Source organism: Ewingella allii (genome assembly GCF_044430645.1).
GTDB classification, from domain to species: domain Bacteria; phylum Pseudomonadota; class Gammaproteobacteria; order Enterobacterales; family Enterobacteriaceae; genus Ewingella; species Ewingella allii.
Window position 1 is genome coordinate 240,946 of record NZ_JAWUDN010000001.1, and the last position, 14,767, is coordinate 255,712.

At 52.0% G+C, this 14,767-nt stretch carries 12 protein-coding genes and 6 tRNA genes; 2 read left to right on the forward strand and 16 right to left on the reverse strand.

Annotated elements, in window-relative coordinates; genetic code table 11:
* Positions 1-223: 223 nt before the first annotated feature.
* A complete protein-coding gene (locus SBO83_RS01130; protein WP_236942800.1) occupies positions 224-727 on the forward strand; it encodes a zinc ribbon-containing protein in 504 nt (167 codons plus the stop codon).
* Positions 728-796: 69 nt separating this feature from the next.
* On the opposite strand, the gene SBO83_RS01135 is transcribed toward SBO83_RS01130, so the two are convergent.
* From SBO83_RS01135 to miaB, 9 genes are all read right to left on the reverse strand, one after another.
* The gene (locus tag SBO83_RS01135) at positions 797-1,522 is read right to left on the reverse strand and encodes an amino acid ABC transporter ATP-binding protein (protein WP_353501334.1); all 726 of its coding nucleotides are present in this window, start codon (positions 1,520-1,522) and stop codon (positions 797-799) included.
* On the reverse strand, positions 1,519-2,196 hold the full coding sequence (gene gltK, locus SBO83_RS01140) for a glutamate/aspartate ABC transporter permease GltK (protein WP_353501335.1): 678 nt from the start codon (positions 2,194-2,196) through the stop codon (positions 1,519-1,521). The genes SBO83_RS01135 and gltK overlap by 4 nt, the downstream gene beginning before the upstream one ends.
* A gap of 2 nt (positions 2,197-2,198) precedes the next feature.
* Positions 2,199-2,939 carry an amino acid ABC transporter permease gene (locus SBO83_RS01145; protein WP_353501336.1) on the reverse strand — a complete coding sequence of 247 codons (741 nt, stop codon included), beginning with the start codon at positions 2,937-2,939 and terminating at the stop codon, positions 2,199-2,201.
* Positions 2,940-3,166: 227 nt separating this feature from the next.
* Positions 3,167-4,063, reverse strand: a complete 897-nt coding sequence (locus tag SBO83_RS01150) for an amino acid ABC transporter substrate-binding protein (protein ID WP_396130194.1) — start codon at positions 4,061-4,063, stop codon at positions 3,167-3,169.
* Positions 4,064-4,436: 373 nt separating this feature from the next.
* Positions 4,437-5,972 carry an apolipoprotein N-acyltransferase gene (gene lnt / locus SBO83_RS01155; RefSeq protein ID WP_396130195.1) on the reverse strand — a complete coding sequence of 512 codons (1,536 nt, stop codon included), beginning with the start codon at positions 5,970-5,972 and terminating at the stop codon, positions 4,437-4,439.
* A gap of 7 nt (positions 5,973-5,979) precedes the next feature.
* Positions 5,980-6,858 carry a CNNM family magnesium/cobalt transport protein CorC gene (gene corC / locus SBO83_RS01160; RefSeq protein ID WP_353501339.1) on the reverse strand — a complete coding sequence of 293 codons (879 nt, stop codon included), beginning with the start codon at positions 6,856-6,858 and terminating at the stop codon, positions 5,980-5,982.
* A 93-nt stretch (positions 6,859-6,951) separates the two neighbouring features.
* The gene (gene ybeY, locus SBO83_RS01165; protein ID WP_396130196.1) at positions 6,952-7,443 is read right to left on the reverse strand and encodes an rRNA maturation RNase YbeY; all 492 of its coding nucleotides are present in this window, start codon (positions 7,441-7,443) and stop codon (positions 6,952-6,954) included.
* Positions 7,440-8,516, reverse strand: coding sequence for a PhoH family protein (locus tag SBO83_RS01170; RefSeq protein ID WP_353501341.1), 1,077 nt, complete (start codon positions 8,514-8,516; stop codon positions 7,440-7,442). Before SBO83_RS01170 ends, ybeY begins: the two co-directional genes overlap by 4 nt.
* Positions 8,517-8,790: 274 nt before the next feature.
* On the reverse strand, positions 8,791-10,215 hold the full coding sequence (miaB, locus tag SBO83_RS01175) for a tRNA (N6-isopentenyl adenosine(37)-C2)-methylthiotransferase MiaB (protein WP_396130197.1): 1,425 nt from the start codon (positions 10,213-10,215) through the stop codon (positions 8,791-8,793).
* A gap of 215 nt (positions 10,216-10,430) precedes the next feature.
* Between miaB and ubiF the strand changes: the two genes are divergently transcribed.
* Positions 10,431-11,615 carry a 3-demethoxyubiquinol 3-hydroxylase gene (gene ubiF / locus SBO83_RS01180; RefSeq protein ID WP_396130198.1) on the forward strand — a complete coding sequence of 395 codons (1,185 nt, stop codon included), beginning with the start codon at positions 10,431-10,433 and terminating at the stop codon, positions 11,613-11,615.
* Between the two features lie 286 nt (positions 11,616-11,901).
* On the opposite strand, the gene SBO83_RS01185 is transcribed toward ubiF, so the two are convergent.
* The 7 genes from SBO83_RS01185 to asnB form a co-directional block, all read right to left on the reverse strand.
* A tRNA-Gln gene (locus tag SBO83_RS01185) sits at positions 11,902-11,976 on the reverse strand.
* A gap of 40 nt (positions 11,977-12,016) precedes the next feature.
* Positions 12,017-12,093, reverse strand: a tRNA-Met gene (locus tag SBO83_RS01190).
* A gap of 84 nt (positions 12,094-12,177) precedes the next feature.
* Positions 12,178-12,252 (reverse strand) — tRNA-Gln (locus tag SBO83_RS01195).
* A gap of 58 nt (positions 12,253-12,310) precedes the next feature.
* Positions 12,311-12,385, reverse strand: a tRNA-Gln gene (locus tag SBO83_RS01200).
* 24 nt (positions 12,386-12,409) lie between these two features.
* Positions 12,410-12,494: transfer RNA gene (locus SBO83_RS01205), tRNA-Leu, on the reverse strand.
* Between the two features lie 12 nt (positions 12,495-12,506).
* Positions 12,507-12,583: transfer RNA gene (locus SBO83_RS01210), tRNA-Met, on the reverse strand.
* Between the two features lie 231 nt (positions 12,584-12,814).
* Positions 12,815-14,476, reverse strand: coding sequence for an asparagine synthase B (gene asnB / locus SBO83_RS01215; RefSeq protein ID WP_034788380.1), 1,662 nt, complete (start codon positions 14,474-14,476; stop codon positions 12,815-12,817).
* Positions 14,477-14,767: the final 291 nt, after the last annotated feature.

Consider the following 14,767-nt stretch of genomic DNA (forward strand, 5'->3'; position numbering starts at 1 on the left):
CAAATAGTTTTAATCAAAAGATCCACATAGCATAGCTGATAAGCGCCTGAGGCAACAACACCAAGCGCGTCGTCAGTGGGGATTTCTGCATGTTGCAGAGGGAATATTCTCAAAGTGCGAGGCTTCTCGGGATATTGTCCGTACCGGATCAGTGATTTACGACTAAAATAAGTCCCATGGCTCATGACTGAATGTTCGTTCACGTCGCTTTGACTTAGGGGAAATTATGAACAATGTCGCACAGTATTATCGCCAGTTGGTCAGCTCATTAACCGAGCGTTTGCAAAACGGCGAAAGGGATGTGGATGCCTTGGTTCAGGATGCTCGCGAAACGTTGCAAAGAGAAGGCAAGCTAACGGATTTGCAAATTGAGCAATTAACTTACTCCGTTCGTCGCGATTTGCGCGAATTTGCCCGCAGCTATACGGAAAATAGGCAGGCCGCCACCGTCGAAGACACGGAAGAAGACAGCGTCTTTATGCGCATCATTAAAGAGAGCCTGTGGAAAGAGCTGGCGGACATGACCGACAAAACCCAGCTTGAATGGAAAGAGGTGTTTAAGGACGTCAACCACCACGGGGTGTATCACAGTGGGGAAGTGGTCGGATTGGGCAATCTGGTGTGCGAAAACTGTCACTTTACGCTGGCGGTTTACACCCCGGAAGTGTTAAGCAAATGCCCGAAATGCAACGGCACCGAGTTTACCCGCAAGGCCTTTGAGCCTTAATCTCTGGCCTGTAAAACAAACACCGCCAGCACGGGCTGGCGGTTCATTAATAGCGAAAAGCCGAGCGGATTAGTGCAGGATCTTCGCTAAGAAGTCACGAGCGCGGTCAGATTCTGGATTGTTGAAGAAATCGTCTTTATTGCGGTCTTCAACGATTTTGCCTTCATCCATGAAAATCACGCGGTTTGCCACTTTGCGGGCAAAGCCCATTTCGTGAGTCACCACCATCATGGTCATGCCTTCGTTCGCCAGTTCGACCATGACGTCCAGCACTTCGTTGATCATTTCCGGATCAAGGGCCGAGGTTGGCTCATCAAACAGCATGGCAATCGGGTCCATACACAGCGCACGGGCGATAGCCACGCGCTGCTGCTGGCCGCCAGAAAGCTGGCCGGGGAATTTATTGGCGTGAGCCGATAACCCGACGCGATCCAGCAATTTCAGGCCTTTATCTTTTGCTGCGGCTTTATCACGCTTCAAGACTTTGACCTGCGCCAGAGTCAGGTTGTCGATAATAGACAGGTGAGGGAACAGCTCAAAATGCTGGAACACCATGCCAACTTTGGCACGCAGCTGCGCCAGATTGGTTTTCTTGTCATTGACCGGCGTGCCGTTAACCAGAATGTCACCTTTCTGCACCGGCTCAAGCCCATTCACGGTTTTGATAAGCGTTGACTTACCTGACCCCGAAGGACCGCAAACCACCACAACTTCACCTTTTTTAACCTCGGTGCTGCAGTCGGTCAGCACCTGGAAGTGACCATACCATTTAGAAACATTCTTCAGTGAAATCATGAAACTGTCCTTTTCTTCAAATAACGCACCAGCAAGGAAGCGGAAAGGCTGATAACAAAATAGATAGCTCCGGCGAACAGAACCATTTCGACGAGTGTGCCGTCACGGTCGCCGATGTTAGAGGCGCTGCGGAAGAAGTCCGCCAGACCAAGCACGTACACCAGCGAGGTGTCCTGGAACAAAACAATCGCCTGAGTCAGTAGCAGGGGCACCATCGCACGGAACGCCTGCGGCAGAATAACCAGTTTCATGGCTTGCCATTGGGTCATCCCCAGCGCCAGCGCGGCTGAGGATTGGCCGCGAGCAATACTGATTATCCCGGCACGAATAATTTCAGAATAATAGGCCGCTTCGAACAGGGCGAAAGCCACCATCGCTGAAATTAAACGAATGTCGGTTTTTGGTGACAGGCCAAGTACTTTTTGCAGGAAACTTGGCACGATCAGATAGAACCACAGCAGCACCATAACCAATGGAATGGCCCGGAAAATATTCACATAGGCCGTGGCGAACCAGCTGATGGGCTTGAATGATGATAGGCGCATTACCGCCAACAGCGTGCCCCAGAGAATACCCACGACGATAGCAATCGCGGTGATTTCCAGCGTGATCAGCATGCCTTGCCATAAATAGGGCAGGCCAGGGCCAATAGAACTCCAGTCGAAATCATGCATGATTATTTACCTCCCATGTTGCCCGGCAGGCGGACTTTGCGTTCTACAAAATGCATCAGCAACATGATCACTGCATTGATGAGCACGTAGGCAACAGTAATGGCAGTAAATGATTCATAGGCGTGAGCAGAGTAATCCAGCAGTTTTCCGGCCTGTGCTGCCATGTCGACCAGACCAATGGTGGAGGCGATCGCGGAGTTCTTCACCAGGTTGACCATTTCAGAGGTCATTGGCGGAACAATCACGCGATAAGCATTCGGCAACAGCACGTAGCGGTAGGTTTGCGGCAGGGTCAGGCCCATCGCTAAACCGGCGTTACGCTGGCCGCGAGGCAGTGACTGGATTGCGGCACGAACCTGCTCACAGACACGCGCTGCGGTGAACAACCCGAGGCAGATAACCGATGAGGAGAAGAACTGCACGTTTGGCGGAAGTTCTGATTTAAACCACATGCCAATGCTTTCCGGCAGCAGTTCAGGAACCACCAGATACCAGGTAAAGAATTGGACGATCAGGGGTACGTTACGAAACAGCTCAACGTAGCAAGTACCGATACCCGAGAGGAAACGGTTAGGGACGGTACGCAAGATACCGAACAGAGAGCCGACAAAGAAAGCGATAACCCAGGCACACAGTGACAGTGCGACGGTGACCTGAAATCCATTCCAAATCCACCCAAGATAAGTGGTATTCCCGAAGGGGGCTTGTTGCAGAAAAATGCCCCAGTTCCAATCTATAGACATAAAAACTCCATAATGCGCGCGAACGCAACCCTACTGAGTGATGACGAACCAATCCCATGCTGAGTGACGCAAAAAATGCGAGGTGGGGAACGACCACCCCGCATTCCGGTCTTGCTGCCTTTTCAGGCTGTCATCACAAGGCTGGTGGGCCAGCCCTTTATTTCCCCGCGGCAATTGGTAAATCACGTTGGGGCCTTCCCGTCTGTCTTATTATCTGACTAAGAAACTTACAGCGCTTTGTCGTTAGGCGCTTTGAACAGAGCTTGCATGTCGTCTGACAGTTCGAAGTTCATGTTCAGGTTCTTTGGTGGAATAGGCTGCTTGAACCATTTATCAAACCACTTGGCGGCTTCGCCCGAGGTCTGGGTTTTAGCGATGGTGTCATCGACCAGCGTTTTAAAGCCGGCGTCATCTTTACGCAGCATACAGCCGTAAGCTTCTTTGGATTGAGGCGTGCCGACGATGGTCCAGTCATCAGGCTTTTTAGCTTTAGCACGTTCGCCAGCCAGCAGAGCATCGTCCATCATGAACGCCACTGCGCGGCCGGTTTCCAGCGTACGGAAGGAGTCACCGTGGTCTTTTGCGCTGATGATGCGCATGCCCAGTTTCTTCTCTTCGTTCAGCTTGTTGAGCAGGATTTCAGAGGTAGTCCCTGAAGTCACCACCACGGTTTTGCCTTTCAGGTCATCGAAATCTTTAATGTCAGACCCTTTTTTCACCAGCAGGCGGGTGCCGATGATGAAGATAGTGTCGGAGAAAGCCGCTTGTTGCTGGCGCTCTGCGTTGTTAGTGGTCGAGCCACACTCAAAATCGTAGGTGCCGTTTTGCAGCAAAGGAATACGGTTTTGCGAGGTGATTGGCATCAATTTGACTTGCAGATTAGGCAAGTTCAGCTTTTTCTTCACCGCCTCAACGATAGCGTTGGAGTAGTCCTGAGAGTAACCCACCACTTTTTGATTATTATCGTAATAAGAAAATGGCACAGAAGACTCACGGTGACCGACAACGATAACGCCGTTATCTTTGATTTTCTTCAGGGTACCGTTCAGGTCTTCTGCATGGGCTACGCTACTTGCTGCCAGGCCTGCCAGCAGTACCGATAACGCCAATTTGCGCATTTGCATTGTCCAACTCCTTTGCTGTCGTTAAAGATCCACACCGAGGGATCAGGAAGCACTTATGAATCGTAAAGCTCATAGCCAATTCGAACTTACTCAGCATCGAAAATAGCTGAATGTGAAGATAATGAAACCACAATGTTTCTTTTTTGAGACGAGACACGCACCAAATCAATGCAAGAAAACATTCATGCACCGCGTATGAGTATGTTTTTTAAACGTTTGGTTCCACTATGGTGCACCGTCTTAGTAAAAATAAGTAAAAGCATAGCTTTCATAGAGATAAAGCAATAAACGTGCCAGTGGGGTAATGATTAGGAGAATTTATGGCAAAAAAAACGGGCGCCGTTTGGCACCCGTAGAGGAGGGATTGCGAAGCTTATTGGCGTTTATGCCGCTGATTCAAGAACAGCGAGATGCCCGCCAGCAGCAGCGTGAGGATCCACGTCGGCCACCAGCCAAAGCGTGCATATGGCGTAATGCCGGTGGTTGGCGTCACTTCCACATTCAGCACCTGACGAGTAAATTGCGGCAATTCAGCAATCATATCGCCATTGGCGTCTACCGCCGCGGTCACGCCATTGTTGGTACTACGCAGCAGAGGTCGGCCCAATTCCAAGGCGCGCATGCGGGCCATTTGGAAGTGCTGCCACGGACCGATTGAGTGACCGAACCAGGCATCATTAGAGATCGTCAGCAGGAAATCAGTATCAGGCTGGAAGTTATCCCGCACTTGCTCGCCAAAGACGATTTCATAACAGATGGCGGTGGTCAGATTCATCCCGCTAACCATCAGCGGCTTCTGCACATAGGCGCCGCTGCTCAGACCGGACATTGGCAGGTCAAAGAACGGGGCTAACGGGCGCAGAATGGCCTCCAGCGGAACAAATTCGCCGAAAGGCACCAGATGGTGTTTATCAAAACGGTTGCTGTCCGGGTAGCGATAAGGCTTATCGCCGCCAAGCACAATGGCGCTGTTATAAATATGCATATCCTGACTGGTGCGACGCGCGTCAATGATGCCGGTCACCAGCTGGGAGCCTTGCGAACGGTACAGATCATCCATCATGGTCAGGAACTGCTGCTGGTCAGATTCAATGTCCGAAATCGCTGATTCCGGCCAGATAATCATCTTCGCTTTACCCAAATAAGGCCGGCTAAGGTCCATATAGGTTTGCAGCGCGCTGACTAAGGCTTTCGGGTCCCATTTCATGGACTGCGGGATGTTGCCCTGCACCAGCGCCACGTCGACTTTCTTCTGCTCTTGCGGTTGATACCAATGCACGCCGCGCAACGACAGAGGCAATAGCAGCAAGGCGAAAGCCACCACTGCCGCAATAATCTTGCGCTGATAGACCGCGTAAACCAGCAGGCCACTGATGGAGGTGAGCAGCAGGGTAATGCTGTCGACCCCGGCAATAGGGGCCAGGCCTTTCAGCGGGCCATCAATTTGGCTGTAGCCAAACTGCAGCCATGGGAAGCCGGTGAGCACCCAGCCGCGCAGAAACTCGGTGATTTGCCACAGTGCAGGGGCGGCCAGAGCCAGCTTCCACCAGGTGGTTTTCGGCCACAGTCGCGCCAGCAAGCCGGCGAACAGCATAGTATAGAGCGACAGGTAGCACGCCAGCAGCACCACTAAAAAGAGGTTGATGGCTTCCGGCATGCCGCCAAAGGTGGCGATGCTGACATACACCCAGTTTACGCCGCTGCCGAACAGACCCATCCCCCAGAAGAAGCCTATCCACGCAGCCTGAGACGGACGGCGATCCAGCGTTAGCGCGAATAAACCAAACAGGGAGACCAGTGCCGCAGGCCAGTGATCGTAAGGGGAGAAGGCCAGGGTGCCACAGGCACCGAATAAGAGCGCCAGCAGGATGCGAACCCGCTGGCGTTGGTATAAAGAGGCAATTGCCATGGAGTAATTATTCTTCCAATATCGGTTGCGGCGCGTCGTCCGGTATTTTTACGTGAACCTGAATAATACGGCGGCTGTCGGCCATGGCAACTTTGAACAGGTAACCGTCAATTTCAATGGTTTCGCCACGAGCTGGCAAATGACCAAACGACTGCATCACCAGGCCACCAATGGTATCGACTTCATCGTCGCTGTAGTTGGTCTGGAAGACTTCGTTGAAGTCCTCGATAGGCGCCAGCGCACGGACGGTATAGGTGTGGCGGCTGAGCTGGCGGATATCTAAGTCTTCCGCTTCGTCATACTCGTCATCGATTTCACCCACGATAAGCTCGAGGATGTCTTCGATAGTGACCAGACCAGATACGCCGCCGAACTCATCGACCACGATAGCCATATGGTAACGCTGTGAGCGGAACTCCTTCAGCATGCGGTCAACGCGCTTGCTTTCCGGCACCACCACGGCGGTTCTCAAAACTTTATCAATGCTGAAGGGTTCGGATTCTGTGCGCATGAACGGCAACAGGTCCTTGGCCATCAGGATGCCTTCAATGTGGTCCTTATCTTCGCTGATCACCGGGAAGCGTGAATGCGCTGACTCAATGATGACGTCAAGACACTCTTCCAGCGGCTGGTTGCGTTTAAGCGTGATCATTTGCGAACGCGGGATCATGATGTCACGAACGCGCTGCTCGGCGATATCCATCACGCCTTCCAGCATGTCACGGGTATCGGGATCGATCAGGTCGTTTTGTTCGGAATCACGGATCAGCTCGACCAGATCGCCACGGTTTTTTGGTTCACCGTGAAATAACTGGCTGAGAATAAGGGAAAAGAAGCCCTTCTTGGGACTGGGGCTATCACTATTTTGTGAATGGTCATCGCTCATGGCGTTTGGTTAAATTTACTCATATAAAGGGAAATAATAACTAACAGAAACGGAAGTCCCCCAAGGCTTGTGGCGATGGGGGAGGCGTTAACGCTAGTCTCGAATGTCGTCTTTCTCGTCATCTTCAATGAAAATATACGGGTCCGGATAACCCAGACTCTGCATAATTTCTATCTCGATGGACTCCATTTCTTCGGCTTCTTCATCGACGATGTGGTCATACCCTAGCAGATGCAGACTGCCGTGAACAACCATATGCGCCCAATGCGCCAGCAGTTCTTTTTGCTGCTCCTGAGCTTCTTTTTCAACTACCTGACGGCAGATGACCAGATCACCCAGCAGCGGCAATTCCATACCCGGCGGAGCCTCGAACGGGAAGGATAACACGTTGGTCGATTTGTCTTTACCACGATAAGTCATATTCAGCTCGTGACTTTCCGCTTCATCAACCAGACGGATGGTCACTTCTGACTCTTCCTGAAACTGTGGCAGGACGACGTCAAGCCATTTTTGGAAATCACTTTCCGTGGGTAAACCCTCGCTGTTTTCACATGCGATTTGCAAATCGAGAATAACCTGAGTCATTGATTAACCTGTTGTGACGGCGGCTGATGAGATTCCTGACGACGTTGTTCAGCAATAGCATCGCGACGTTTTTGATCTTCTTCTTCCCAAGCCTCATAGGCTACCACGATACGGGCTACCACGGGATGACGAACCACGTCTTCGCTATGGAAGAAGTTGAAACTAAGTTCATCAACCGACGAAAGCACCTCGATAGCATGGCGCAGGCCAGACTTCTGATGGCGCGGCAGGTCAATCTGGGTAACGTCGCCGGTGATCACGGCTTTGGAGTTGAAACCAATGCGCGTCAGGAACATTTTCATCTGTTCAATCGAGGTGTTCTGACTTTCATCCAAAATGATAAAGGCGTCGTTGAGCGTACGGCCGCGCATGTAGGCCAGCGGGGCGACTTCAATCACGTTGCGCTCAATCAGCTTTTCCACTTTCTCAAAGCCGAGCATTTCGAACAGCGCGTCATACAGCGGGCGCAAATAAGGGTCAACTTTCTGGCTGAGGTCGCCCGGCAGGAAGCCCAGCTTCTCACCGGCTTCAACCGCTGGTCGAGTCAGCAGGATACGTCGCACGTCCTGACGCTCAAGGGCATCGACGGCCGCCGCCACGGCGAGATAGGTCTTACCCGTACCCGCAGGCCCGATACCAAAGGTGATATCGTGGTCGAGGATGTTGGCGATGTACTGCGCCTGATTTGGCGTGCGTGGCTTCACCATGCCGCGCTTGGTTTTGATGATCACCGCTTTGCCATAGTCAGGCACGCTCTCGGCGGTCTGTTCCAGCACGCGGCTCTCTTTAATGGCCAGATGGATTTGCTCAGGATCGATATCCTGAGTTTCTCCCCGCAGCGGCGCGGTATCCACGTATAAGTCACGCAGAATATTGACCGCGGCGGTCACAGGCAGACTTTTTCCTACCAGTTTAAAGGCGTTATCACGACGGTTGATTTCGACGCCCAACCGACGCTCCAGTTGTTTGATGTTGTCATCAAACGGCCCGCACAGGCTCAGCAAACGCTGATTGTCTTCGGGCTCTAGCAAAATCTCTTGTGTTACAACGTTCAAACTTTTCCTCTGGGCCACGAAGGACCTGTTGATGTGTCTGACTTTTGTCGTCTTAGCTGGCGTTGCTCACACCAATAAAACTCACAATACCTTGGTTAATAATACATGCCCTTGGCAAAATATGCCTTGTTAGGCATGGGATGGCGTACACCTTAGTGACAATATGCGGCCTGTCTCGAAAAATTAAACCTTATCACTGTTCTGATTGGGAAATTTTCGACTAAAAACTGTAAAAACAAACAGGACGCCGAAGCGTCCTGTTGCTGAGTCCAAGCCTTTATGGGCTGCCAGATTATGGCTGATAGAGACCCACGCCTATCTCATTCTCTTTGCGGGTACGCGCAATCACCGACTGTGGCGATTCGTGCAGGCGTAGCGCCATCTGATCTTCTGTTCTGACCACCACGCCGCGCAGCGAGTTGGCGTAAACATCAACGATTTCAACGTCGACGAACTTACCAATCATGTCCGGCGTGCCTTCGAAGTTCACCACGCGGTTGCATTCGGTACGCCCGGTCAGCTCCATAATGCTCTTGCGCGACGTGCCTTCCACCAAGATGCGTTGCACCGTACCCAGCGTTGCGCGGCTAAAGCGCACCACCTGCTGAGTGATACGGTCTTGCAGGATTTGCAGGCGCTGCTTTTTCTCTTCCAGAGTGACGTCATCCACCATGTCGGCCGCTGGCGTCCCCGGGCGAGGGGAGTAGATGAAGCTGAAACTGACGTCGTAGTTCACTTCGGCAATCAGCTTCATGGTCTTCTCGAAGTCATCGTTGGTTTCACCCGGGAAGCCAATGATGAAGTCGGAACTCATATGAATATCAGGGCGCACCGCGCGCAGTTTGCGGATAATCGCCTTGTACTCCAGCACGGTGTGCGGGCGCTTCATCATGGTCAGAATGCGGTCGGAGCCGCTCTGGATCGGCAGGTGCAGGAAGCTCACCAGCTCTGGCGTGTCTTTGTACACTTCGATGATGTCGTCGGTAAACTCCACCGGATGGCTGGTGGTGAAGCGAATGCGGTCGATGCCGTCGATTGCCGCCACCAGGCGCAGTAACTCTGCGAAGCTGCAAATGCCGCCATCATAGGTCGCGCCACGATAGGCATTCACGTTCTGCCCAAGCAAATTAACTTCACGCACGCCCTGAGCGGCCAACTGGGCAATTTCAAACAGCACGTCGTCGCTTGGGCGGCTGACTTCCTCACCACGGGTGTAGGGCACCACGCAGAAGCTACAGTACTTGTTGCAGCCTTCCATAATGGAGACGAACGCCGTTGGGCCTTCGGCACGCGGCTCTGGCAGGCGGTCGAATTTTTCGATTTCAGGGAAGCTGATATCGACGATGGGGCTTTTGGTGCCGCGCACGTGGTTAATCATTTCCGGCAGGCGGTGCAGGGTCTGCGGGCCGAAGACCACGTCGACGCAAGGCGCACGCTGGCGCAGCATTTCGCCCTCTTGTGACGCCACGCAGCCACCCACGCCAATAATGACGTCAGGGTTCTTCTTCTTGAGTAATTTCCAGTGGCCCAGCAGGCTGAACACTTTTTCCTGAGCCTTTTCCCGAATAGAACAGGTGTTCAGCAACAGAATATCTGCTTCTTCAGCGACGTCGGTCAGCTGATAACCGTGTGTACTTTCGAGCAGGTCGGCCATTTTAGATGAATCATATTCATTCATCTGGCAGCCCCAGGTCTTTATGTGCAGTTTTTTAATCATCGACTTGTCATTACTCAATGCGGGTAGAAAAGCGTTATATCTGTGTCCGTGCTGAAGAGCAGAACCACGGGCTCGGGCGACGGTGACGTCCAGGGGGCGTATTGTAAACCCTCGCTCCAGTGGTGACCAGTGCAGTTAAACAGCTTAGGTTCTGATACCAACATAAAAATCCGGTATCATTCAGGGAATGAATTCCATTATCAAGCTGGATGAAAATGAACCCTTCTGAAAAATCCTTTGATGCGGTCGTCGTCGGTGGTGGCATGGTGGGAGCCGCGGCGGCGCTAGGGCTGACCCAACAGGGCCTTCGCGTGGCCCTGATTGAAAACCAGCGCCCGGCTGTGTTCGACGCTCTCGCGGCAATTGATCTGCGTATTTCGGCCATTGGCTGCGCCTCGGTGCGTTTCCTGCAAAGCCTTGGCGCGTGGTCTGCTATCGAAAGCATGAGACTGACGCCTTATCGCCGTCTGGAAACCTGGGAGAACGAGGGATCTGAAGTGCGTTTCGACGCCTCCTCCCTAGGTTTGTCAGAGTTGGGCTTCATGGTGGAGAACCGCGTCTTGCAGCTCGGCCTGTGGCAGCAGTTTGATGCTTTGCCGAACCTGACTCTGTTTTGCCCGTCCAAGCTTCGTCACCTGTTGCAGCACGATGATAAAAGCTGGTCATTGCAGCTCACCACCGGAGAAGTGCTGAAAACGCAGCTGGTGGTTGCCGCCGATGGCGCGAACTCGCTGGTGCGCCAGCTGGCGGGGATTGGCGTGGATGGCTGGCAGTATCGCCAAAACTGCATGCTCATTAATGTGGAAACGGCGTCAGCCGATCAAGACACCACTTGGCAGCAGTTTTATCCTTCAGGCCCGAGAGCCTTCTTGCCGCTCTCTGGCAATAACGCCTCATTAGTGTGGTATGACAGCCCGCAGCGTATTCGCTATCTGCAGACGCTGAACATGAAGCAGCTAACGGATGAGGTCAGCCGTGCCTTCCCGAGTCGCTTAGGGCCTGTTAAGGCGCTCTCCTCGGGTTCATTCCCGCTGGTTCGCCGCCACGCGCAGCGCTACGTGTTGCCAGGTCTGGTATTGGTCGGAGATGCCGCGCATACCATCAATCCGCTGGCCGGGCAGGGCGTTAATCTGGGCTATCGGGACGTAGAGGCTTTGCTCGACGTGGTGAAGAAAGCGCGCGAACGCGAAGAGAAGTGGTTTGAAGAGCGCGTGTTGTTGAGGTATCAGCGCCAGCGCCGTCTGGATAATTTACTGATGCAGAGCGGCATGGACCTGTTCTACACCGCCTTCAGTAATGACTTAGCGCCAGTCAAGATCTTGCGCAATCTGGCCCTGATGACCGCCCAACGCGCAGGCGCACTCAAAACCAAAGCGTTGAAATATGCTCTGGGAATTTAAAATTAGGTTTTAGAAGTTGGGTTTGATGTTGCGAACGTGCAGGTCCCCAAAATAATTCGAGTTGCAGGACTAATCTGCTGCAAGCGGATTTGAACGCTGCTTGCAGCGGCCCTTTATGGGCGAGGACTGGTGACAGGCCAAGTAACTCGGCAAGTAAGGGTATCCCGATGAGCTTACATCAGTAAGTGATTAGGGTACCCGAGCGCAGCCAACGCATCTGCAGCTCGAAGTATGAAGGGGATGCAATACAAAGCAAAAAGCCCGCCTAAGCGAGCTTTTCTAAATATGGCTGGGGTGCCAGGATTCGAACCTGGGTATGCTGGTATCAGAAACCAGAGCCTTACCGCTTGGCGACACCCCAAAAGAACTGCTTTACTAAAACACTCATGCAGACAATAAAATGGTGGCTACGACGGGATTTGAACCTGTGACCCCATCATTATGAGTGATGTGCTCTAACCAGCTGAGCTACGTAGCCAAATTTTACTGACTTAACTCTAAAACTCAAGCGCTGATTTGATTAACTTAATAATAAATTTCAATCGCTTGCCAATAAGAAGTATGGCTGGGGTACCTGGATTCGAACCAGGGTATGCTGGTATCAAAAACCAGTGCCTTACCGCTTGGCGATACCCCAATAAAACTACTTCAAATTGTATTTTTTCATGCAATATCAAAGATAAAACAAGAAAAAATGGCTGGGGTACCAGGATTCGAACCTGGGAATGCTGGTATCAAAAACCAGTGCCTTACCGCTTGGCGATACCCCAACTGTGCTTACCGATATCAGGAAATGGTGCGGGAGGCGAGACTTGAACTCGCACACCTTGCGGCGCTAGAACCTAAATCTAGTGCGTCTACCAATTTCGCCACTCCCGCATGAAAAAAGTTTGGTGGCTACGACGGGATTCGAACCTGTGACCCCATCATTATGAGTGATGTGCTCTAACCAACTGAGCTACGTAGCCATCTTTTTTCTTGCAACCTTCATCGGCGTTGCGGGGCGCATTATGCGTAGTTGGCCGTTTTGCGTCAACCACTTTTTTGACGAAAAATGTCTTAGAGCAATCATTTGTCTGGCTTATAACCAGTGTGGCGATAAATTCAGCAAAAGACGTTATTTTTATTGGCTTTTGTGACGAAAAAACGGGCCATAAGAGGCCCGTTAATCGAAATAAAACCCGTTTATTTCTTCTAAATTAGTAGGCGGACTGGTGAACGCCCACTGCACGACCAGACGGATCGTTCATGTTTTTAAAGGATTCATCCCACTCAATTGCCTTAGCAGAAGAACAGGCCACCGACGGGCCGCCAGGAACGCACTCAGCCGCGCTTGGTACTGGGAACAGCTCTTCAAAAATGGTGCGGTACAGATACGCTTCTTTGGAGCCCGGCGTGTTATACGGGAAGCGGAAATGTGCAGTTTCGAGCTGTTGGTCGGTAATTTGCTGCCCAGCGACTTCTTTTAAGGTATCAATCCAGCTATAACCTACGCCGTCGGAGAACTGTTCTTTCTGGCGCCATGCCACGCTGTGTGGCAGATAAGACTCAAAACATTCGCGCAGGATATGTTTTTCCATCTTGCCGTTGCCGCACATCTTGTCTTTCGGGTTGATGCGCATCGCCACGTCGAGGAATTTCTTGTCGAGGAATGGCACGCGTGCTTCAACGCCCCATGCGGACATCGCTTTGTTGGCGCGAGCACAGTCATACATGTGCAGGGCCAGCAACTTACGCACGGTTTCTTCGTGGAACTCTTTGGCGTTTGGCGCTTTATGGAAGTAAAGGTAGCCACCCAACACTTCATCTGCGCCTTCACCGGACAGCACCATCTTGATGCCCATCGCTTTGATTTTACGCGACATCAGGTACATCGGGGTCGACGCGCGGATAGTAGTCACGTCATAGGTTTCGATGTGATAAATCACGTCACGAATGGCGTCAAGACCTTCCTGCACGGTGAAGTGAATTTCATGGTGCACGGTGCCCAAATGGTTAGCCACGGCCTGTGCGGCGCGCAGGTCAGGAGAGCCTTCAAGGCCGACGGCGAAGGAGTGCAGCTGTGGCCACCAGGCTTCGCTTTGGTCTTTATCTTCGATACGGCGACCGGCGAATTTCTTAGTAATGGCGGAAATTACCGAGGAATCCAAACCGCCTGATAGCAACACGCCATAAGGCACGTCGGACATCAGATGGCTTTTCACTGACTCTTCCAGCGCGTCGCGCAGCGCGGCCGCGTCCGTAGGGTTGTCTTTAACGTTGTCGTAATCGAACCAGTCGCGACGGTAGTATTCGCGGATTTGGCCCTCTTTGCTCCACAGGAAGCTGCCCGCAGGGAATTCCTGAATGGTGCGGCACACCGGCACCAGCGACTTCATTTCAGAAGCAACGAACAGGTTGCCGTGCTCATCGTGACCATAATAAAGAGGGATGATGCCCAAATGGTCGCGACCAATCAGGTAGGCGTCTTTTTCTGTGTCATACAGAATGAAGGCGAACATGCCTTGCAGCTCGTCGAGAAACTCTGGCCCTTTCTCCTGATAAAGCGCGAGGATCACTTCACAGTCAGATTCGGTCTGGAATTCATAACGGTGGCCTAACTCAGCGCGCAGTGCCTGATGGTTGTAAATCTCACCGTTAACGGCCAATACGTGGGTGTGCGCGGCGTTGTACAGCGGCTGTGCGCCGTTGTTGACGTCGACAATCGACAGACGCTCGTGGCAAAGAATGGCTTTGTCGCTAGCGAAAACGCCAGACCAATCCGGGCCGCGATGGCGCATCAGACGGGATAACTCCAGCGCTTTCTTACGCAACTCAGCGGAGTCGGTCTTGATATCGAGCACACCGAAAATTGAACACATATCTATTTCTCCTGACCACTTATAAACGATTATTTTGTTGTGTTTGCTTTGCGCTTTGCCGATTTCTCATTAAAGGTTCGGCTTTACTGCGCGGTTGATTAAGAAAATGCGTCAAAACCCCTCATCTGTGCAAGTGGTTTAGCATTCTTCTGAAAAATAGTTGTTGAGGTAGGTCAGATCTTTGATGGATTGTCAGTTTATGGCTATTTAAATTGCAGAATATGCAATTTTTCTCGCTGATTTGAGCTGCGGACAAAAATAGGCAATGAAAAGAAAATAGTAAGAAGTGGC

Coding starts and splice junctions, on each gene's coding strand:
- corC (WP_353501339.1), bottom strand. CDS start 6,858: ATGAGCGATGACCATTCACAAAATAGTGATAGCCCCAGTCCCAAGAAG.
- lnt (WP_396130195.1), bottom strand. CDS start 5,972: ATGGCAATTGCCTCTTTATACCAACGCCAGCGGGTTCGCATCCTGCTG.
- SBO83_RS01150 (WP_396130194.1), bottom strand. CDS start 4,063: ATGCAAATGCGCAAATTGGCGTTATCGGTACTGCTGGCAGGCCTGGCA.
- gltK (WP_353501335.1), bottom strand. CDS start 2,196: ATGCATGATTTCGACTGGAGTTCTATTGGCCCTGGCCTGCCCTATTTA.
- asnB (WP_034788380.1), bottom strand. CDS start 14,476: ATGTGTTCAATTTTCGGTGTGCTCGATATCAAGACCGACTCCGCTGAG.
- ubiF (WP_396130198.1), top strand. CDS start 10,431: ATGAACCCTTCTGAAAAATCCTTTGATGCGGTCGTCGTCGGTGGTGGC.
- SBO83_RS01135 (WP_353501334.1), bottom strand. CDS start 1,522: ATGATTTCACTGAAGAATGTTTCTAAATGGTATGGTCACTTCCAGGTG.
- miaB (WP_396130197.1), bottom strand. CDS start 10,215: ATGATTAAAAAACTGCACATAAAGACCTGGGGCTGCCAGATGAATGAA.
- SBO83_RS01145 (WP_353501336.1), bottom strand. CDS start 2,939: ATGTCTATAGATTGGAACTGGGGCATTTTTCTGCAACAAGCCCCCTTC.
- ybeY (WP_396130196.1), bottom strand. CDS start 7,443: ATGACTCAGGTTATTCTCGATTTGCAAATCGCATGTGAAAACAGCGAG.